At 59.2% G+C, this 19,193-nt stretch carries 15 protein-coding genes and 1 pseudogene; 7 read left to right on the top strand and 9 right to left on the bottom strand.

Going from position 1 to position 19,193, the window contains the following annotated elements:
- Positions 1-5: 5 nt before the first annotated feature.
- From IPJ76_03700 to IPJ76_03680, 5 genes are all read right to left on the bottom strand, one after another.
- Positions 6-866 (bottom strand): T9SS type A sorting domain-containing protein, encoded by an 861-nt coding sequence (locus tag IPJ76_03700; GenBank protein QQR87338.1) that lies wholly within the window; start codon positions 864-866, stop codon positions 6-8.
- Positions 867-926: 60 nt separating this feature from the next.
- Complete coding sequence (locus IPJ76_03695; GenBank protein QQR87337.1) at positions 927-3,158, bottom strand: T9SS type A sorting domain-containing protein; 2,232 nt, start codon at positions 3,156-3,158, stop codon at positions 927-929.
- A gap of 80 nt (positions 3,159-3,238) precedes the next feature.
- Positions 3,239-3,709, bottom strand: coding sequence for a hypothetical protein (locus tag IPJ76_03690; protein ID QQR87336.1), 471 nt, complete (start codon positions 3,707-3,709; stop codon positions 3,239-3,241).
- Between the two features lie 128 nt (positions 3,710-3,837).
- The gene (locus IPJ76_03685) at positions 3,838-5,682 is read right to left on the bottom strand and encodes a hypothetical protein (GenBank protein ID QQR87335.1); all 1,845 of its coding nucleotides are present in this window, start codon (positions 5,680-5,682) and stop codon (positions 3,838-3,840) included.
- Positions 5,683-5,834: 152 nt separating this feature from the next.
- On the bottom strand, positions 5,835-6,362 hold the full coding sequence (locus IPJ76_03680; GenBank protein QQR87334.1) for a hypothetical protein: 528 nt from the start codon (positions 6,360-6,362) through the stop codon (positions 5,835-5,837).
- A gap of 182 nt (positions 6,363-6,544) precedes the next feature.
- On the opposite strand from IPJ76_03680, the gene IPJ76_03675 reads away from it, so the two are divergent.
- Genes IPJ76_03675 through IPJ76_03665 form a run of 3 tightly spaced genes read left to right on the top strand, consistent with a single transcriptional unit; the run spans position 6,545 to position 8,347 of the window.
- Positions 6,545-6,895 (top strand): hypothetical protein, encoded by a 351-nt coding sequence (locus IPJ76_03675; protein ID QQR87333.1) that lies wholly within the window; start codon positions 6,545-6,547, stop codon positions 6,893-6,895.
- Positions 6,892-8,160 (top strand): sigma-70 family RNA polymerase sigma factor, encoded by a 1,269-nt coding sequence (locus tag IPJ76_03670; protein ID QQR87332.1) that lies wholly within the window; start codon positions 6,892-6,894, stop codon positions 8,158-8,160. The genes IPJ76_03675 and IPJ76_03670 overlap by 4 nt, the downstream gene beginning before the upstream one ends.
- A 40-nt stretch (positions 8,161-8,200) precedes the next feature.
- On the top strand, positions 8,201-8,347 hold the full coding sequence (locus tag IPJ76_03665) for a hypothetical protein (GenBank protein QQR87331.1): 147 nt from the start codon (positions 8,201-8,203) through the stop codon (positions 8,345-8,347).
- Here the strand turns inward: IPJ76_03665 and IPJ76_03660 are convergent.
- Positions 8,344-8,706: a hypothetical protein gene (locus tag IPJ76_03660; GenBank protein QQR87330.1), complete on the bottom strand. Its 363-nt coding sequence runs from the start codon at positions 8,704-8,706 to the stop codon at positions 8,344-8,346. The genes IPJ76_03665 and IPJ76_03660 overlap by 4 nt on opposite strands.
- Positions 8,707-8,724: 18 nt before the next feature.
- Complete coding sequence (locus IPJ76_03655) at positions 8,725-8,916, bottom strand: hypothetical protein (protein ID QQR87329.1); 192 nt, start codon at positions 8,914-8,916, stop codon at positions 8,725-8,727.
- A gap of 65 nt (positions 8,917-8,981) precedes the next feature.
- Between IPJ76_03655 and IPJ76_03650 the strand changes: the two genes are divergently transcribed.
- A complete protein-coding gene (locus tag IPJ76_03650) occupies positions 8,982-12,485 on the top strand; it encodes a methylmalonyl-CoA mutase family protein (GenBank protein QQR87328.1) in 3,504 nt (1,167 codons plus the stop codon).
- Positions 12,486-12,507: 22 nt separating this feature from the next.
- Here the strand turns inward: IPJ76_03650 and IPJ76_03645 are convergent, their stop codons facing one another.
- Positions 12,508-15,453: a T9SS type A sorting domain-containing protein gene (locus IPJ76_03645; protein QQR87327.1), complete on the bottom strand. Its 2,946-nt coding sequence runs from the start codon at positions 15,451-15,453 to the stop codon at positions 12,508-12,510.
- 9 nt (positions 15,454-15,462) lie between these two features.
- Positions 15,463-16,608, bottom strand: coding sequence for a hypothetical protein (locus IPJ76_03640; protein QQR87326.1), 1,146 nt, complete (start codon positions 16,606-16,608; stop codon positions 15,463-15,465).
- 335 nt (positions 16,609-16,943) lie between these two features.
- Between IPJ76_03640 and IPJ76_03635 the strand changes: the two are divergent.
- From IPJ76_03635 to IPJ76_03625, 3 genes and pseudogenes are all read left to right on the top strand, one after another.
- Positions 16,944-17,990: pseudogene (locus tag IPJ76_03635) on the top strand (methylmalonyl-CoA mutase).
- 7 nt (positions 17,991-17,997) lie between these two features.
- Positions 17,998-18,405 (top strand): hypothetical protein, encoded by a 408-nt coding sequence (locus IPJ76_03630; GenBank protein QQR87325.1) that lies wholly within the window; start codon positions 17,998-18,000, stop codon positions 18,403-18,405.
- 190 nt (positions 18,406-18,595) lie between these two features.
- Positions 18,596-18,985, top strand: a complete 390-nt coding sequence (locus IPJ76_03625) for a hypothetical protein (GenBank protein ID QQR87324.1) — start codon at positions 18,596-18,598, stop codon at positions 18,983-18,985.
- The last annotated feature ends 208 nt before the right edge of the window (positions 18,986-19,193 follow it).

Genomic DNA, 19,193 nt, shown 5'->3' with positions numbered 1-19,193 from the left:
TAGCTTCAGCGCCCTACGATCACCTTTTGGGTCGTGTAGCCGGTTGTATTGCGCAACACAGCAACGTACGCACCGCTGGCCAGGGTCGACAGATCCACTGTGGAACGACCGGCTTGCACAACGATAGGAGCCATCACCCGCATACCGGCAGCGTTGATGATCTCCAGACGCAGGTCGGACGAAACGGTGGATGGCTCCACCCACAAGGAACCCGCGAGGTCGAAGCCCCAGTTTGCCGACAGCCCGTGTTCCATGATGCCTTCACCTTTGCTCTCCTGCAGGACCACATCGTCGTACCAAGTGTCCGTGGACGTGGGCCCCAGGGCGCTGAACATGACGATGATGCGCGTGGTGTTCAATCCCGTGGTGAACTGCACCGAAGCCTGCTGCCACACGTTCGTGGCGGGTTCCTGCGCATTGATCAGCGAAATGTTGGTGGGCAGCACTTCTTCCACTTGCACGGAAGTGGACCCGGCGCCATAGCCGTAGCGGCTGCCATCGCCGGCGCGGTACCAATAGGTGAGCGTGTAGGAAGTGCTGGGGTCGACATCCACCTCCTGGTAACCGCGGTCATAACCGGCACCACCTGATGTGCCTAACCAAGGTGTGCCGGGATTCGCACCGCCGTTGTCCAGCATGCTCATGAAGCCGGTGCCAGTGTGCGCTTGGGCGGCTCCCAATATGAACTCGCCATCGGTGGTTACCGCTCCCCAACCGTCAAGGGTGTTCGGGTAGAACGGCAGTGGTGTGCCGGTGGGCACGGGCACCGTGGCTGTCTCGAAGCCGCCGTTCACGATCAGATTCTGCGCGGCGGCAGACATGCATGAAAGCGCCGCGAGCGCGAAGGAGAAGTAGGTGTTTTTCATGTGCGTGGGTTGTTACGGAGGTCAAGGTAGTGCAACGCGCATCAAGGCGTCCCGCGCAAACTACTGCTTCACCCAGCGCGCCATGCCCATTTCGCTCCCGTGCACCGAGGTGAGGCGCACGGCGTAGATGCCGCTCGGCAATGTTCCTGTACTGAGCATCAGCCGATCACCTGCCATGGGTGCCTCCAGCACCGTGCGACCGGTCGCGTCAAGTAGTTGTGCGCGTCCCACCGCATCGCCTTTGGCCGTAAGGATTTCCAGTTCGTCATGCCCGGGGTTGGGGTAGAGATGCACGGCTGGGGCGTCGGGGCTCATCATCACGGTGCGCACGGACGAATGCTCCCAATGTCCGTCGACGTCCACTTGCCGCAAACGGTAATGGTTCAGGCCGCTGTGAGGAGAGCTGTCGATAAAACCGTAATGCGTGGTCATGGAGCTGGTGCCTGCGGCTGGCACGCTGCCTATGGTCGTGAATTCGATCCCGTCCCTGGAACGCTCCACTTCGAACCGGTCGCTGTTCGTCTCACTTGCCGTCACCCATTGGAGATCCACCTCATCACCGGCCGGGAGTGCTTCGAACGAAATGAGTTCAACTGGCAACACGGTGCAGTCGAGGGAAGCTCCGTTGGTGAGGTTCCAGGTCAGATTGAAGGCTTGGCCCGTGGTACTGTAGTTGTCGATGTAAAGCAAGAACACCTGGCCCGCTGTGACGGTCAAGGGAGCAACCCATCCGTTGCCTCCCGCACCCTCCGATACGTCCACGGCACCATTGCCACAACCGGTGTTGTAGCAAGCGGGGCATGGTCCTGAAGGCAACGCCCAGCTGCACCGCAACGGCGGCCCCGGCGGCGGGCAGGTAACGCCGGTCATGGGCCCCCACACCGCGAAGTCATAATCGTCCGTTCCTGACGGATCGATCGTGAAGCCGATGTTGCCGCTGGCCGAAGGAGAGAAGTAGTACCACGTGCCCTGCCGTTCGTTCCCTGCAAGACAGCCGCGATTGGCAGCGGTAAGGTCCACAACGTTCCCGGTGTTGCTGGAGGTGTTGTTGAAGGCCTGGCTGTTGCAGATGGTGGCACCGCCCACGCAATCCTGTTGCGCTGCTGGTGGGGGCACACAGTCGATGACCTGGGTGAACACGATGCCGGATGGTGGCGTTGCACCGGAAGCGTACAGGTTGCTGCCTGATGGGAAATAGGACAGCTCATAGCTGTTCTGGCCCTGGTCCGGACCACTGGCCGTGTACTGCACCAATAGGATGTCGCCGACGTTCAATCCAAGCAGGATCACCCCGTACGAACCGGTCACCGAATAATTGGTGAACGGACCACCGTTGATGCTGATGCCCACCGACGAACTGCCCCAGCCATTGCCGAACGAGTCGAAGAGCTCGAGCATGTAAACGCAACCCGTGGCCGGTACGGCGGAAGGCCCATGCACGCACAAGTTGAACGTGCCTGACGCTGTGCCGTAGCCCCATACGCGCAGATAGTAGGTGGCGCCGGGTGTCAGGTTGTTGAAGGTGAGGTAGGGCATGTTGCCGGGCCCGCTATCGTCATCGCATTGCACAAGGGTGAAGGGGCCGGCACAAGACAGAGGAGGGGCATCGAGGTAGAGCGCCATGGCGGCATCGGTCATTGTCCCGGCCGATGTTTCGATGATCGCGATGCCGGTGGGCGGTGCCACGAACGTGAACCAAACATCAAGTGAGCCCGCTCCGAACGCACCGCAACCGGGTGCTGTGAAACCTGCTGTATTGGTGGCGTTCGCGTTGGTGTATCCGGTGAAGCTGCACGCGGGCGTCACGTTCACGGCGATGGCCCCGCAAGGGTCATTGTTCGCTGGTGGTGGCAACGGGGCTGTTGCACAGATGTTGAACGTGCCGAAGGAGTTGTTCCCGTTCTCCCATACTCTGATCCATAGCACAGTGCCTGGCGCACCTACGTACGTGTCTTGTGACATTGATCCCGCTCCGCTGTTGTTGTCGCAGGATTGCAGGGTGAACGGTCCGGCGCAGCTGGCGGCCGTATAGAAAGCAATACCGCTGTCGGTGAACCCTCCGTTCGTGGTCGTGGTCACCGTTACCTGACCGCTGCCGTTCACCGTCACTTGGTACCACACGTCCCCGCCGTTGTAGCCTGCACAGCCCGGTGCAGGCAGACCAGCCGTAGGCGTGGCGGTGGCAGCCACGTTGGTGCCCGATACGTTGATGCACGTGACGTTCCCGGTGAGCACCGTGGCGTTGCAAGGATTGTCGTTGACGGGTTGTGAGAGCCCGCGGGCAGCGATCATGATCAAGCAGGAGATGAACGCACTGCGTGTGATCACGGGGATCATCGGTGCCGATGACCCGGTTTCTGGAGCCCGGTTCTTCATTGGTCTATCAATGGACTGCCGGACGGCTTATGAGCGGCGAACCAAGCGGTCTTGGCTTGCAGGTATCGGGGTGCATCGATCGTGGGATCACCCGCATCGATGTACACCGGGAAGGAGGCTCTTGCTGGCCCTTCCACCGGAACTGTCGGGTCCTCCGAGAGGAGGCCCATGTAGCCGATCACAAGACCTGACGGCGTGATGACTTCTTGCAACGCAGCCTGGTCCAAGTGCACTGTCGTTCGGGCCAACGCGCTTTGGGTGGGACGGTCGATCCAGAACCGGACCTCCGGATCCTGGTCGACAAGGCCTTCGATCAAGTACTTCTCACCGGCTGCGGTGATGGGGCCGACGAAGTGGATCTCGTATTCACGTTCAGGGATCACCGGAGGGGCTGCACGGATGCACAGCAACCCCACGAACACCACTAAGGCGATCACGGGCTGGTGGTTGGGCAGCCGAGGGGTCATCGGGTGAATTCAAGTCTTGGTCGATCGAAACTCGACCCTTGCCGACCCGCATGTCAAGTTTGGAGATTACGATGCCCCTCAACAGGGTTGAGGTAGGCCAACTCCGGCCCGACTGTCCGAAACCGCAACTATTGCTTCACCCACCTGGCCGCCGCGACTTCCTGGCCTTGCACCGCAATGAGCCGCACGGCGTACAGGCCGCATGGCAGTCCCCCCGTGTTGAGCACGAGCCGATCACCGGTCATGGGCTCGTCCAGGATAACGCGACCTGTCGGGTCGATGAGTTGTGCGCCCGTCACCATCCGGTCCTTGGCCACCAGGATCTCCAGCTCATCGTGCCCGGGGTTTGGGAAGAGATGAATGGACTCGGCATCGTTGCTGAGCATCACAGTGCGCACAGGCGAATGCTCCCATTGGCCGTCGTCATCCACCTGGCGCAACCGGTAATGGTTCACCCCAGGAAGCGGGGTGCGATCAACTAAACCATAGTGGGTTGTGGTCTGGCTGTTGCCCACCGCGTCCACTTCGCCGATCTCCGAGAAGTCATTGTTCTCGCCCGAGCGTTCCACCACGAAGCGATCGTTGTTCTGCTCGTGTGCCGTGCTCCAGTGCAGGTCCACGGCTGGGCCGTTCACTGCTGCATCGAACGACAGGAGTTCGATGGGGAGCACGGTGCAATCGAGACTGGCGCCGTTCTGCAGCGTCCAACCGAGGCTGAAGCCGAGGCTGCTCTGGCTCCAGTTGCTGATGTACATGAGGTACACCTGGCCGACGGTCACCTGCATGCCGGGTACCCAGCCACAGTATTGTGGCGGCACAAGCGGACAGACGTTCAGCGTTGCCGGGATGCCGTAGCTCACGGCCGTGCTCGCAAACTGTGGCGGGGAGTACGTGGCGTGGCCCATACCGGTGGCGTAGCTGCCGGTAGCTCCGAAAGTTGCCGGGCCGCTCGATGCAGCGCACCGGATCGGAGGCCCGGCCGGAGGACAGATGGAGGCCGGTGTTGAGCCAGGAGGATAGGGGCCCCAGATGGCCCAATCGTAGTCGTCGGGGCCCAAGGGCGCGATGCTGAGGCCCACATTGCCGCTGGAACTCGGCGAGAAGACATACCACGTTCCTTGGTACTCCACGATGTCGAGACAGCCCGAGTTGGCAATGCTGATATCGGAAATGTTGCCTGTGTTGGTGGTGTTGTTGCTGAACGCCGTGTTGCTGCAGATCGTCATGGCGCCGATGCAATCCTCCTGCGCGGCCGGTGGCTGCGTGCAATCCACCGTGCTCGTGAACACAAGGCCCGGCGCTGGCGGCGTACCTGAATTGAACAAGGCCGCACCGTTCAGCAGCAGCACATACGAGTTGTCGGTCTGGAATGCACCGGTGTTGTTGTAGTTCAGCACAACGATGTTCCCGATGAACACACCGATCTGGAAGGAGACCGAGGGCAGGCCGGGCGGCACAGTGTAGTTGGTGAAGGGGCCACCATTGATGCTCACACCAACGAACGACGTTCCCCAGCCGTCGCTGAAGCTGTCGTAGAGCGTGAGGGTGTAGATGCAATCACCTGCAGGCGGTGCGGCGCAGGTGATGCTGAGCGGGGCGCAAGTGGTGTTGTTCAGGCACGGGAAGGCATCCACCAGCACGCGTAGTTGGCCGGTGAAGGTCGCCGTCCACACCACGGTCGATTGGAGTCCACAGGCGTCGTCGCTGTAGCCCAGCGAACCGCCGCCCGCGTTGTTGTAGAGCGTGATCTCCGTATCGAACGTGGCCGCGCAGGTGCTGAACGTGTAGGTATTGCCGCTCACCACGTTCACCAGCGCGTACTGGCCGCCTTGCACGCATGGCACGTTGGTGGTGCCGGGGCAGGCGGGTGTGATCGCCGCACCGGTGAGCACGTTGTTGTTCGCGCACTGCGACCACCCCACGAGCGCAAGGCAACAACAACACAGAACGGAGAGCTTTCGAAGGATGCGCATCGGCAGGGAGCAGCCAATCTATCGGTTCCGCTGACGTGGCGCAGGGTGGTCGGACGCGGCACTGCCAAATGCCTCGGCCGCTGTGCCTGCTGATGCATCGGTATTGCGGCCCCGCGTTGGGGCTTCACCATGCCATCGACGGCCCGACGGATTCAATGCGTTATCGCGTGTTCAAGGAACAAGGTGCACGCCAGTACAGCGGCCGCGCCAAGTGCCAGCCAATACCAGCGTAGCGCGGAGGCGCTGCGCACCGGGGTGGTGAACGCCTGCCACACGGCCATCACGCGCTGCCAATTGAGCAGCAGGATCACCACGGTGAGCACTTGGTAGATGATCGCAGCCCGGAGAGCGCCTTCCAAGACACCGAACACGATGTCCTGCACGATCACGTTCACGAGCACGGTGGTCACCACCAAACAACCGAGCAAGGTGGTCCGGCGGAAGAGCAGGAGTCCGGCGCCAAGCATCTCCACGACGCCGAGGAACTTGGCATACCCGAGCGAGTACCCGTAGAAAGCCCACATCAGTTGTTGGCCGCTCAGGCTGTTCACCGGCGCATCGTTCCCGGCGGTGGCATCGAACTGCACCGTTTTGGCGATGCCGTAAACGAACATGGAAAGGGCCACGTGCCAGCGGAAGGCGAGTTCGAGGATGCGGAGCAGATGCGCTGATCTGGTCATACTGCCTTGAACTGTCGGCAATGTAAGGTGCGCAGTTGAAGGCTGGGAGGGGAGCAGGCGTTCTGGATCCAACGCCTTGTACCATGGCGATCTTCACACAACTTGTCCGGATCTTCCCGGCCCGTTCGTCAAGGAGGGTGAAAACCAACACGAACGGGCAGAGGCCCACAACACACACGACCATGAGCAAGTACATGTTCCTTTTCCGCGGCGGCGAACCCGGCATCGATCCCATGAGCGATCCGGCGGGCTTCGGCGCGTACATGATGACCTGGAAGACCTGGATGCAGGACCTGGCCAAGACCGGCAAGTACCTCGGTGGCGATCCGCTGGAGCCGGGTGGCAAGACCATCTCCGGCAAAGCCATGAAAATGACCGACGGACCCTTCATGGAAGGCAAAGAAGTCGTTGGTGGCTACGTGATCGTGGAAGCGGCATCGTTGGACGAGGCCGTGGCCATGAGCAAGGGCTGCCCGATCTACACGCATGATGGTGTGGTGGAGGTGCGCTCCATCCAGCATGTGGACTTTTGAGCGATAGCGCTACAATAGAGGAACTCACCGACCGTCTTTTCCGCCACGAGGCGGGAAGGATGGTCGGCGCGCTCACGCGCTTGTTCGGCACGCAACACCTGGAGTTGGCGGAGGACGTGGTGCAGGAAACCCTGTTGAAGGCCATGCGCGATTGGCCTTACCACGGTGTGCCGGAGAACCCAGCGGCATGGTTGCATCGCGTGGCGAAGAACCTGGCGATCGACCAATTGCGACGGAAGTCGCGCGGGGTGGAATTGCTGAAGGAGAACGCGGCGCTGCTGCGAAGCGAATGGACCCTCAGCGCTACAGTGGCCGAGGCGTTCAGTGAGGAGACCATCGCGGACGACCAGTTGCGGATGCTCTTCGCGTGCTGTCATCCCTCCATTCCGCAGGAGCAGCAGGTGGCGTTGGCACTGCGGACCCTGTGCGGCTTCAGCGTAGCGGAGATCGCGCGTGCCTTCGTCACCAATGAGGAGACGATCAACAAGCGGCTATATCGGGCCCGCGAGGCCTTCCGTGCCATCGGTCGCGTGGAACTCCCGCCAACGCAGGAACTGCCCTTGCGCTTGCAGCCCGTGCTCGCCACCATCTACCTGCTCTTCAACGAAGGCTATAACAGCACCGATCACAAGGACCTGATCCGCGAGGACCTTATCGAGGAAGCGTTGCGCCTCGGTGACATGCTTGTGCGCCACCCGCTCACCGCTGGGTCCCAGTCCCATGCGTTGCTGGCCTTGATGCTCTTCCATGCGGCGCGCAGCGAGGCGCGCTTGGATGCCGATGGTGCCATCATCCTGCTCGCCGATCAGGACCGCAGCCGTTGGGACCGCCGACTCATCCTACTGGCCGAACGTTTTCTGCAAGAAGCCGGGCGCGGTGGTGACGTAAGCGCCTACCTGCTCGAAGCCGGCATCGCGGGCATCCATGCACATGCGCCGTCCTTCGAAGAGACGGATTGGTCCACGATCGTCGCCCTCTACGACCGCTTGCTCACCTTGGCACCGACGGCCATCGTGCGCTTCAACCGGGCCATTGCGGTGAGCAAGGCACAGGGTGCCGCCGCGGGGCTGAAGGCGCTGGAAGCCGTGGAGGGGCTAGCGAAATGGCACCTCTACCATGCGGCGCGCGGTGATCTATTACGGGAGCTGGAGCGGAAGGATGAAGCGCTTGTGGCCTATGACCATGCCATGGATCTGACGGCCTCACCAGCGGAAACGGCCTTGTTGCGCAAGCGGGCGATCGAACTCGATCTAGAGCGCTCATAAGGTCCACGCGGTTCGGACGGCGACCGGTAGCTTCGCCTCCATGTCCACGTTCATCCAAGCCCCTCCCTACGCACCCAAGAACAAGATCCGCGTCGTCACCGCCGCCTCCCTCTTCGATGGCCACGATGCCGCCATCAACATCATGCGCAGGATCATCCAGAGCACCGGCGCCGAGGTGATCCACTAATCGCACCCCCAATACGAAACTCCTGCACAGCGTCCGAGCTCGAACCGAAAGGCGAGCTTATTGCAGCCATCGAATAGTCCTCCGCCGGAGTAGAAATAGGCGAAGCAGCTATCGCATAATCCAACTTCGTGGAAATGGTCCTTCCCAAGTAGGTCCTCGACCTCAGTCCTTGACTTTCCCAAGCAGATGCCGCTTTCGATGATATCCGGGACCATGTTGCCTGCCTTGTGGGCAGGATAGCGCTCGTCCACATACATGTAGTTGTGATCCAGTGAATTCTTCCATTCCTCCTGGTCGAAGGAAGGATGGTAGAAATAGTTGAATGGAAATGGAAGCCAACAAAGGCCGAAAAGGACCATTCCAGCGAGGACCAATCCTCACTCCTTCCGGCGCTGTTGAATGATCGTCCATGGAACGAACCATAGCGCATTTCCGAGGGCAACGGTGCCGATGGAAAGAAGCTCTCCGTCATGCGGCGGTTCCTCGATGTTGAGGGCTAGGGCAATGAGGATGCCTATGAAGGTGAAGCCGAGGGCCAAGAAGAACACAAGAAGAAGTTGCCAGCGCATTCTCACAGGACTGTTAACGACAACCAAGGTCGATCATTTCAGCCTGCTCCCGATACCTTCGCCTCATGTCCTTTGTCCAAGCCCCTCCTTACATCCCCAAGAACAAGATCCGCGTTGTAACAGCCGCAAGTTTGTTCGATGGCCACGATGCCGCCATCAACATCATGCGGCGGATCATCCAGAGCACCGGCGCCGAGGTGATCCACCTGGGGCACGACCGCAGCGTGGAGGACGTGGTGAACACCGCCATCCAGGAGGATGCGCACGCGATCGCGATGACCAGCTACCAGGGCGGCCACACGGAGTACTTCAAGTACATGCACGACCTGCTGAAAGAGAAAGGGGCGGGGCACATCAAGATCTTTGGCGGCGGCGGTGGAACGATCCTTCCGGAAGAGATCAAGGAGCTGCACGCGTACGGCATCACGCGGCTCTACCATCCCGATGACGGTCGCGCGATGGGCCTGCAGGGCATGATCAACGACATGCTGGAGAAGGCCGACTTCGACCTCAGCGACAAGGTGAACGGCGAGGCGAAGAAGCTGACGCCGCAGGACTGGCCGGCCATCGCCAAATTGATCAGCACGGCCGAGAACCATCCGGAGGTCTTCGCCAAGATCGCCGACGGGATCCACAAGAAGGCCGAAGCGAACAAGGCACCGATCCTCGGCATCACGGGCACGGGCGGTGCGGGCAAATCCTCCATGGTGGATGAACTGATCCGCCGTTTCATCCTCGATCAGCCGACGAAGACCATCGGCGTCATCAGCGTGGACCCGAGCAAGCGCAAGACCGGCGGCGCGCTGCTGGGCGACCGCATCCGCATGAACAGCATCCGCGGCGAGCGCGTTTACATGCGTTCACTGGCCACGCGCCAGAGCAACCTCGCGCTGAGCAAACACGTGAAGGAAGCGGTGGAGATCCTCAAGGCCGCGGGCTTCGACCTGATCATCCTGGAGACCAGCGGCATCGGCCAGAGCGATACGGAGATCCTCGACCACAGCGATGTTTCGCTCTACATCATGACGCCGGAGTTCGGTGCGGCCACGCAGCTGGAGAAGATCGACATGCTCGACTTCGCCGACGTGGTGGCCATCAACAAGTTCGATAAGCGCGGCGCCCTCGATGCCGTGCGCGATGTGAAGAAGCAGTACAAGCGCAACCACCAGTTGTGGGACGCCGACGATGACACGCTGCCCGTGGTGGGCACCATCGCCAGCCAGTTCAACGATCCCGGCACCAACAACCTGTACGTGCGGTTGATGGAGACCATCAAGAAGAAGACCGGCGTCGACTTCCACAGCGCTTTTCACGCGCACGATGAGATGAGCGAGAAGGTGTGGATCATTCCGCCTGCGAAGAGCCGCTACTTGAGCGAGATCTCGGAGAACAACCGTCGCTACGATGCCCACGTGCAGAAGCAGGCAGGTATTGCGGATCAACTCTATGGTCTGTACTCCGCTGTCATCACCTTCGGTGGACCGGATCTGTTGAATGCGCCGTTGGCCGCTAGCTCTTGGCTATTGGCTGATCCCGGTTCGACCACGGATCAGCCAATAGCCAATGGCCAACAGCTAAAGGCACTCGTTGCCAAATTCGAAGAGCTACGTAAGGACCTCGACCCCCACCTCTGGTCCATGCTCCAGAACTGGAAGAGCGAAGAGGAGAAGTACAGCGGCGAGTTCTACACCTACCTCGTGCGTGGCAAGGATATCAAGGTCCCCAACCACACCGAGAGCCTCAGTCACCTGAAGATCCCGAAAGTGGCACTGCCGAAGTTCCGCAGCTGGGGCGACAAGGTCCGCTGGGCCATGCAGGAGAATACGCCCGGCTTCTTCCCCTACACCGCGGGCATCTATCCCTTCAAGCGTCAAGGCGAGGACCCCGCGCGGATGTTCGCCGGCGAAGGCGGACCCGAGCGCACCAACAAGCGCTTCCACTACGTGAGCCAAGGTCTACCCGCCAAGCGTCTCAGCACCGCGTTCGACAGCGTCACGCTCTACGGTCACGATCCCGGTCGTCGGCCTGACATCTACGGCAAGGTGGGCAACAGCGGCGTGAGCATCTGCTGCCTCGACGATGCCAAGAAGCTCTACAGCGGCTTCGACCTCACCGCGCCCAACACCAGCGTGAGCATGACCATCAACGGTCCCGCGCCCATGCTGCTGGGCTTCTTCATGAACGCCGCCATCGACCAGAACTGCGAGAAGTACATACGGGAGAACAAGCTCGAATCCGTTGTTGAAGAGAAGATCAAGGAGCGATGGGCCTCAGGCCACGGGCCACGGGCCACGGGCTCGTCAGCGGGTAACCCGAAGCCTGTGGCCCGTGGCCTGAGGCCGCAATACCACGGTGAGGTCCCGAAAGGCAACGATGGTCTGGGTCTGCTCTTGCTCGGAATAACCGGTGACCAAGTCCTTCCGAAAGAGGTCTACGCCAAGATCAAAGCCGACACCCTCGCGCAAGTGCGCGGCACCGTGCAGGCCGACATCCTCAAGGAAGACCAGGCGCAGAACACCTGCATCTTCAGTACCGAGTTCGCGCTGCGCCTCATGGGTGATGTGCAGCAGTACTTCATCGACAAGAAGGTCCGCAACTTCTACAGCGTCAGCATCAGCGGCTACCACATCGCGGAGGCCGGCGCCAACCCCATCTCGCAGCTCGCGTTCACCCTGGCCAACGGCTTCACCTACGTGGAGTACTACCTCAGCCGGGGCATGGACATCAACGCCTTCGCGCCCAACCTGAGCTTCTTCTTCAGCAACGGCATGGACCCCGAGTACGCCGTGATGGGCCGCGTGGCGCGCCGCCTCTGGGCCAAAGCGCTCAAGCACCGCTACGGCGCCGACGAGCGCAGCCAGATGCTCAAGTACCACATCCAGACCAGCGGCCGCAGCCTCCACGCGCAGGAGATCGACTTCAACGACATCCGCACCACGTTGCAGGCGCTGTACGCCATCTACGACAACTGCAACAGCCTGCACACGAACGCCTACGACGAGGCCATCACCACGCCCACCGAGGAGAGCGTGCGCCGCGCCATGGCCATCCAGCTCATCATCAACAAGGAGCTCGGCCTGGCCAAGAACGAGAATCCGTTGCAAGGCTCCTTCATCATCGAAGAGCTCACCGACCTGGTGGAAGAGGCGGTGCTCACCGAGTTCGACCGCATCACCGAACGCGGCGGCGTGCTGGGCGCCATGGAGACCATGTACCAGCGCAGCCGCATCCAGGAGGAAAGCCTCTACTACGAGACGCTGAAGCACACGGGCGAATACCCGATCATTGGGGTGAACACGTTCTTGAGTTCGAAGGGCTCGCCGACGATACTCCCGAAAGAGGTGATCCGGGCAACGGAAGAGGAGAAAGAGGCACAGATCCGGACGGTGGAGAATGTGCAGAGCGCTTATGAAGCCGAAGGGAAAGCCGCACTCCGGAAACTCCAAGAGGCCGCGATCAAGAATGAGAACATGTTCGCCGTCTTGATGGAAGCGACCAAGTACTGTTCACTTGGACAGTTGACTGCTGCCATGTTTGAGGTTGGGGGGCAGTACAGGAGGAATATGTAGGCCATCGCGGGCCTCAACATTGTCAATCACGTATGATCACGAGCCGTTGCTGATAGTTTGTCCCGTTGAAGGTGAAACGGGCCAAGTATGTACCGCCCGCAAGGCGAGGCAAGTCGAGCGGTGTTCGGATGAACCCTGAAGAGCAAACTGTTGATGTTGTATGCACGGCCTTCCCCATGCTATTGAACACTGTCAGATGCACGGTACCGGGTACATCAGGGCGACCCACTAGAAACACGTTGCCAGTTGTTGGATTCGGGTGTAGCCCGAAATCATTCGATGCTACTGTGGCAACGCCGGTGGACAGAAAGTCGAACAACGTCTCCGTATCAGCGGTCGGCGGCGCATCCTCAACGTTGAGGGCACTATCAATCGCGACCGAATAGAATCCATAGAGGCTGTCTTGCAAGCCATGGAAGTAGGCATTCACGACCGAAGTGTTGTACTTCCAGAGGAACCATGGCCCACCACTGACGTTGACGTACACGTTGTAGGCATGGATCCCAGCCGGCCCGACATCGCTACCACCCGACCAATCGACCAAGACCGAGTCCGCCGTAGAAACGACCGGAATAGGGTTCACTTGGCTCGTCGGCTTCGAGTTGTCCACGATGTTCACGCGTCGCTGCGTGAGCATGGGCGAATTCTCATCGAACACGATTGACGCTTGATTGTAAAGAGTATCGCCATCTGCCAAGGTTTGCAGGGCCTTGATGGAGAAGGACAGGAAGCCCTCACCTTGTGGCGGTACCACATTCGGCAAAAGAAATCCGGTAAGAGGGTTGTCGGTAGGTAACAAGGTTGACGGGTCTAGGGAAACGAACCTGGCCTTAAGAGCATTCCCGGCTGGATCGAGGTAAGCATCAATGCTCAGAATCACATCGATTCCGGGGCGTAGGTCGATGGTCCCTGCAAAATCGCCCTGTGCATGTTGGACTGCGATGACCGTATCGCCGAAGCTAACATGTGTGATTCGGAGCGTGCTGACATCGAAACGCTCAATGTCGAGTGAGTCGGACAACAAGACCGTCTGCGCGGCTGCCGAAGCTGTGTCAACGTTCTCAAAGCAGATGGTGTAGGTAAGAGGTGTGGCTGAATTGAAGTACGGAGCATTGGCTACGCGCGATGGTGCGTACTTCTCATTGGGGTCGAAGGAAGAAACGCTCGCCACGCCAATACTTCCGTGCGCTTCCGGGATGAAAGGGCCACAGAATGATCCTAAATCAAATCCCCCGCCCTCAGCGGAAGAAACTCCGGCGTTGAACAAAAACGTAACGACCTCTTTCATCTTCTTGTACTTCTGCCAAGGCAAGAACCCTATAGCGCATTCGCCAATTGCATCCAACATCCCCCAAGCAAAAGATTCCAGTTGCTTTCTCTCAGACCACCCGCACGATGCACCAGCCTGCGATGTCCACAACTCCCCGACAATATTGATAATGCAACTTACTATCGGAATCGGCATGATTGCGCCAAGCAAATCGACAAAGCATTCCACATGATCTGGGTTAATGATGCACGGGGTAGCATCGCGGGAGAATTGGGTCGAATCGGTGAGCAAGAAAGGCGCACTTGCCCAGTGCAAGATTTTAAATGATGTGAGGCTTGATGTTCGGACCCTGAAGTTCAGAGTTGCCTCTGTATTGCCAGCAACGAAAGGCACAATGAAGCCATAGAGTTTGTAGTCCGCAGGTTGGCCAAAAAGACTATCGGTCAGTATGAAGTGAGGGATTGTGTCGAAGTCAATATCGGGATCGGTGGGCTGCGGTATTTCGAAAAGCGGCTCCAAGTCAACGTTCGAGGATATCGCCAGCCATACAGGCACTGCTCTGGCATCGATGTTTCCCGTGTTGCCAACTTTGAGGGAATAAGTCTGCCAACGGAAGTTCCGAATCAGAGTAGGCCCAACAAGCTGGGTGTAGACTTCTGGAAGAACCCGTGGTTCGATGGTGAGCGCACTGTCTAGCATGAGCGTAGTATCTCCAGGGATTTCAACGACCACATTCCAAACGCCCGTGCCAACGCCGTGGAAGTCGAACGTGCATGTCAACGTAATCTGATCACTCGATGCAATGGTCGTACTGTCGATCGGGTTCAGGTCCGACTCACCGGCTCGTGTTAATCGCACCACGCATGTGGAATCGAATCCGGCCCCCACGATGCGAAGTGTGGTCACGCCATCTACGCCCGCAGCTGATGGGGTAACTGTTCGGATGCCCTTGAGTGTGATACTTTCGGTATGGAAGCTGCCTGCCGGAAGACAAGCGTTGTATGCAGACAAGGTCACTGAGTAGATCCCTATCGAATCGACCGGGAGATTCAGGATATCGCTTGGCGGAAGAGTGTCGCCGTTCAACGTCCAGAAAATCGTGTCTTCGTCGCTGGACCTGTTCTCCAGTACAATGTTGTAGCCGTATGTAGCCCAACGGAAGTCAGCCACAACTCCGTATGTGTCGCATACGGTGAATGGTCGTCGCTCGATCATGCTCCAATGCCCAGAGGAACTCTTGTATCGAATGCTGATGAAGTAGTTGCCGTTAGGCAGACCGAGGCTCAACAGGTCCAAATCGCGCTGCAGGTAGACTTCGGAAGCGATCGAATCCAGCGGTATCGGTGTTCCCGAACCAAAGCCGGGATCAACATCTCCCACGTAGTACTCGCAAGCGACCACCTCATGAACGATGGGGGTAGCGACGTCCGGCTGCACATAGACCGCGCAGACGTTCGGTGAACTCCACAGCCCGCCGGAGGTCTTGTACCGAACGAATAGCTTGTGAAAGCCTACCCCTATGGTTGAAGCGTCGACCATGCCGGCCACGCTCACCGTATCGTCGTTGGTCACCGGGAACCACTGACCGGACCCAGGTCCATTGTCCGTATCGAAATAGGCCTCCCAACCAACGATGTTGTTCTGCGCGCTGGCATTGATGCACAGCGCAACACATCCGGCGATGCTAAGGGCTCGCATGGCGGTTGCTTATTGGTTGATGATGGCGCCCGAAGTGATCTGCAGCGGTCCACCCGTCAATTGCGGTATCACGGGGTTCTCAAGGTTGAAAGAGGTGATGTAGGGAATGACGGAAAGCGTCTGGTTGTGTGCAGTTCCAGGGATCATGGGGTAGTCACCGCCATAGAGGCCGACATCCAAGCCATCGGTGCCAGCGTTCTCACCGGGCGAAAGATCTTGGAGGCCCAAGTCCTGGGTTGTGTATGACCAACTACCGCTGGTGTAGCCGCCAACGAATACAGGCGTATCGAGGATGGTCCCGCTACCGGTCTGGCTGCCGGTGATCAAGTTGCAATCGACGCAGCCGGAAACTAGGTTGTTCATAAAGCCACAGGCGTTGCAGCCCGATGAAACCGTAAAGACGTTGTAGAAGATGTTGTTCGTGAAGACGTTGTCTTGGTTGCCGCCTTGCATGATGCTGCTCTCATTCGCATCCCAAGAAAGAAAGACGTTGTTCGAGAATACACCGTTCCTGACATCCTGGATGCAGTTGTTGCCACCACCGTTGTGGTTGTTGAAGATGATGACGTTGTTATGGAAGAGCTGCCCAAGCGTGTTGTTCGTGTTCGCATCGATCGTGAAGAATCCCGTCGAAAGGCCGTTCTCATCGCGCACGAACAGATTATTCGTCGCTGTCAACTGACCTGAAGTGCCAATTGTGATCAACGACTGAACGCCCGAGGTGAAGCGGACCTCACAGTTCCGAACCGTAGCGGTTCCGTTGACCACCAGGCGAGCCATATACAACCCCTCAAGCACAGTACCCGAACTCGATGGGTCCAACGTCAGGATCGAGAGCCTGCTTCTAAGACTAGGCTGATTCGGGTCATAGCCGTTACCAATTATGTAGAGCGGCTTTGTGATGTTGCCTGACCCCATGATCCCGCTTGGAGTACCGAAGAGGAAGATGGTGTCATTGTCATTTGCAGCGTTGTGGGCCGTTATGACGTCCGTGTACATCGCCGGACGGTTTGGGTCGTTCGACACGGTGAGGATCGCAGCCACAAGTGGTCCGGCCGTCAGCAGAGCGCAGAGGACGAACGTGGCTTTCAGGACTCCGAGGGGTGTACGCTTGGTCATGGCCGTTGGTATTAACAATTCGAATGTAGCGGCCAAGTTGATATGTGGCGCGCAGCAGTTGAAAACTCAATGGTCGGTTTCATGGTTCATCGGTAACGCTGTTCACAAGTGAATACCAGCTCGGTTCGGGACGTTATCATTTGGCCGGTGCAGGGTTCAACGCGTGAGCGGGCGAAGCGGCAGCCCGGCGCAGGAAGGGCCTTGCGGCTACGAGCAGCGAGGAGGCGACGAAGGAGCCCCCGCAGTGCCGCAGCCGCTGGCCCGGCAAGTCCGGCTAAAGCGTAGCACGCGACCCGGCTGCATTTGAGCCGGGGCACGCCCAACCCTTCGACAAGCTCAGGGCGGGCATACCCACCAGGCGCAGAACAACGATCTTCAGCACCGAGTTCGCGCTGCGTTTGATGGGCGATGTGCAGCAGTACTTCATCGAGCAGAAGGTCCGCAACTTCTACAGCGTCAGCATCAGCGGCTACCACATCGCGGAGGCCGGCGCCAACCCCATCTCGCAGCTCGCGTTCACCCTGGCCAACGGCTTCACCTACGTGGAGTACTACCTCAGCCGGGGCATGGACATCAACGCGTTCGCGCCCAACCTGAGCTTCTTCTTCAGCAATGGCATGGACCCCGAATACGCCGTGATGGGCCGCGTGGCGCGCCGCCTCTGGGCCAAGGCCCTCAAGCACCGCTATGGTGCCGACGAGCGCAGCCAGATGCTCAAGTACCATATCCAGACGTCCGGGCGGAGCCTCCACGCGCAGGAGATCGACTTCAACGACATCCGCACCACCTTACAGGCGCTCTACGCCATCTACGACAACTGCAACTCGCTCCACACGAACGCTTACGACGAGGCCATCACCACGCCCACCGAGGAAAGCGTGCGCCGCGCCATGGCCATCCAGCTCATCATCAACAAAGAGCTGGGCCTGGCCAAGAACGAGAACCCGCTTCAAGGCAGCTTCATCATCGAAGAGCTCACCGACCTGGTGGAAGAAGCCGTGCTCACCGAGTTCGACCGCATCACCGAACGCGGCGGCGTGCTCGGCGCCATGGAGACCATGTACCAGCGCAGCCGCATCCAGGAGGAAAGCCTCTACTACGAAACGCTGAAGCACACCGGCGAATACCCCATCATCGGGGTGAACACCTTCCTCAGCAGCAAGGGTTCACCCACCGTCCTGCCGAAGGAGGTGATCCGCGCCACCGAGGAGGAGAAGGAGGCGCAGATCGCCACGGTGGAGAACCTGCGCTCGGCCTACAGCGAGGAAGCGGCAAAGGCGATCAAGGATCTGCAGCAGGCGGCGATCAGGAATGAGAATATGTTCGAGGTGCTCATGGAGGCTACCAAGTATTGTTCGCTGGGGCAGCTGACAGCGGCGATGTTCGAGGTGGGAGGGCAGTATCGGAGGAACATGTAGCCATACGATGTACGCCCAGGTCATCGCACTTGTACTGATCGGAGCACTGCTCTTGGGCGACAATGCCAACCATGCACCTTCACATGCGGTGCCTACGCCTTTCTCGGATACCTGCATCTATCATTTGCGGAGCGCGCCATTAACCGAAGCGAACCGAGCGCACTACCGTCCTTTCCAGGACACGATGATCGTAAGGAATGGCACTTGCGGCAAGCACATTCTGCTCTTGCCTTCCCGAGGGACGGTCACCTCGTACCTGATCGTTGATGCGGTAAGCTCCGATACGGTATTCAACGAGTCCTTCCGTTTCGACGGAATTGGTCGCCCATGGGACATTAGCTATCGGCCCGGCGAATTCCATGTGCACATGGGGGCGTGTTATATGGGCGGTGACTTCAAACTGAGCATTCGATGATGAGGATCGTTGCAAAGAGTCGAGAAGGCACGACGAGCGAACAGCGGCCATCAAGAACGAGTACATGTTCGCTGTGCTGATGGAGGTGACGAAGTATTGCAGCCTCGGCCAGTTGACCGCTGCCATGTTTGAGGTTGGAGGTCAGTACACAAGGAACATGTAAGACATCGGACGACGCGAGAGACCGACCATGGGCAAGTGGTTCCTACAATGTCTGGGTGTTCATGCATTGGGATGGCTGTTTGGAACGGTTGGCGTTTGTCTCTGGTGGACGGGCGATCGCTCCATTCTCCCGGAAGCGGTTATCCTGTCGGCCATCGGCACCGGTCTGTTAGAGGTGGGAGCCTATCCACTGAGCGCGTTGTTGGGCTCGTTGCTCACCATAAAAGGAACCCGGCCAGTGCTCTTGGAAGTCCTCCTCTATCCATCCACCGTTCTGATCTACTGGATGGCCACGCCTATTCTCCCCGCGTGGTTGCCGCATGTGGTCAAGGAGGAGTGGAGCGGAGCTCCGATCCTCATCGTCGCGGTGGCACATGTGGGTGCTGAATTGCTACGCCGATGGATCTGGGCGAAATGAGAACATGTTCGCGGTGCTGATGAAGGCGATAGTATTGCTCGCTGGGGCAGTTGATGGCGGCGATCCCGCGGAGGCGGGACAGGTCGTTCGAGGTAGGCGGTCAGTATCGTAGGAACATATAAGGCGTATTCCTCCCGTCATCTCCACACGGCACCGTGCAGATCACGCGCTTCGCACCCCGCGCAGCGGGATAGGTTGGAAGCACCTT

It is taken from the genome of Flavobacteriales bacterium (assembly GCA_016699575.1).
Lineage (GTDB): Bacteria > Bacteroidota > Bacteroidia > Flavobacteriales_F > PHOS-HE28 > PHOS-HE28.
The sequence above is the reverse complement of the archived record's forward strand: the minus strand, read 5'-3'. Positions and strand labels throughout refer to the sequence as shown.

What these genes read in the sequence shown, in the direction of transcription:
- IPJ76_03680 (QQR87334.1), bottom strand. Translation starts at nt 6,362, where the DNA reads ATGACCAGATCAGCGCATCTGCTCCGCATCCTCGAACTCGCCTTCCGC.
- IPJ76_03690 (QQR87336.1), bottom strand. Translation starts at nt 3,709, where the DNA reads ATGACCCCTCGGCTGCCCAACCACCAGCCCGTGATCGCCTTAGTGGTG.
- IPJ76_03665 (QQR87331.1), top strand. Translation starts at nt 8,201, where the DNA reads ATGTCCACGTTCATCCAAGCCCCTCCCTACGCACCCAAGAACAAGATC.
- IPJ76_03685 (QQR87335.1), bottom strand. Translation starts at nt 5,682, where the DNA reads ATGCGCATCCTTCGAAAGCTCTCCGTTCTGTGTTGTTGTTGCCTTGCG.
- IPJ76_03675 (QQR87333.1), top strand. Translation starts at nt 6,545, where the DNA reads ATGAGCAAGTACATGTTCCTTTTCCGCGGCGGCGAACCCGGCATCGAT.
- IPJ76_03695 (QQR87337.1), bottom strand. Translation starts at nt 3,158, where the DNA reads ATGATCGCTGCCCGCGGGCTCTCACAACCCGTCAACGACAATCCTTGC.
- IPJ76_03700 (QQR87338.1), bottom strand. Translation starts at nt 866, where the DNA reads ATGAAAAACACCTACTTCTCCTTCGCGCTCGCGGCGCTTTCATGCATG.
- IPJ76_03630 (QQR87325.1), top strand. Translation starts at nt 17,998, where the DNA reads ATGTACGCCCAGGTCATCGCACTTGTACTGATCGGAGCACTGCTCTTG.
- IPJ76_03650 (QQR87328.1), top strand. Translation starts at nt 8,982, where the DNA reads ATGTCCTTTGTCCAAGCCCCTCCTTACATCCCCAAGAACAAGATCCGC.
- IPJ76_03660 (QQR87330.1), bottom strand. Translation starts at nt 8,706, where the DNA reads ATGGTCCTTTTCGGCCTTTGTTGGCTTCCATTTCCATTCAACTATTTC.
- IPJ76_03655 (QQR87329.1), bottom strand. Translation starts at nt 8,916, where the DNA reads ATGCGCTGGCAACTTCTTCTTGTGTTCTTCTTGGCCCTCGGCTTCACC.
- IPJ76_03625 (QQR87324.1), top strand. Translation starts at nt 18,596, where the DNA reads ATGGGCAAGTGGTTCCTACAATGTCTGGGTGTTCATGCATTGGGATGG.
- IPJ76_03645 (QQR87327.1), bottom strand. Translation starts at nt 15,453, where the DNA reads ATGCGAGCCCTTAGCATCGCCGGATGTGTTGCGCTGTGCATCAATGCC.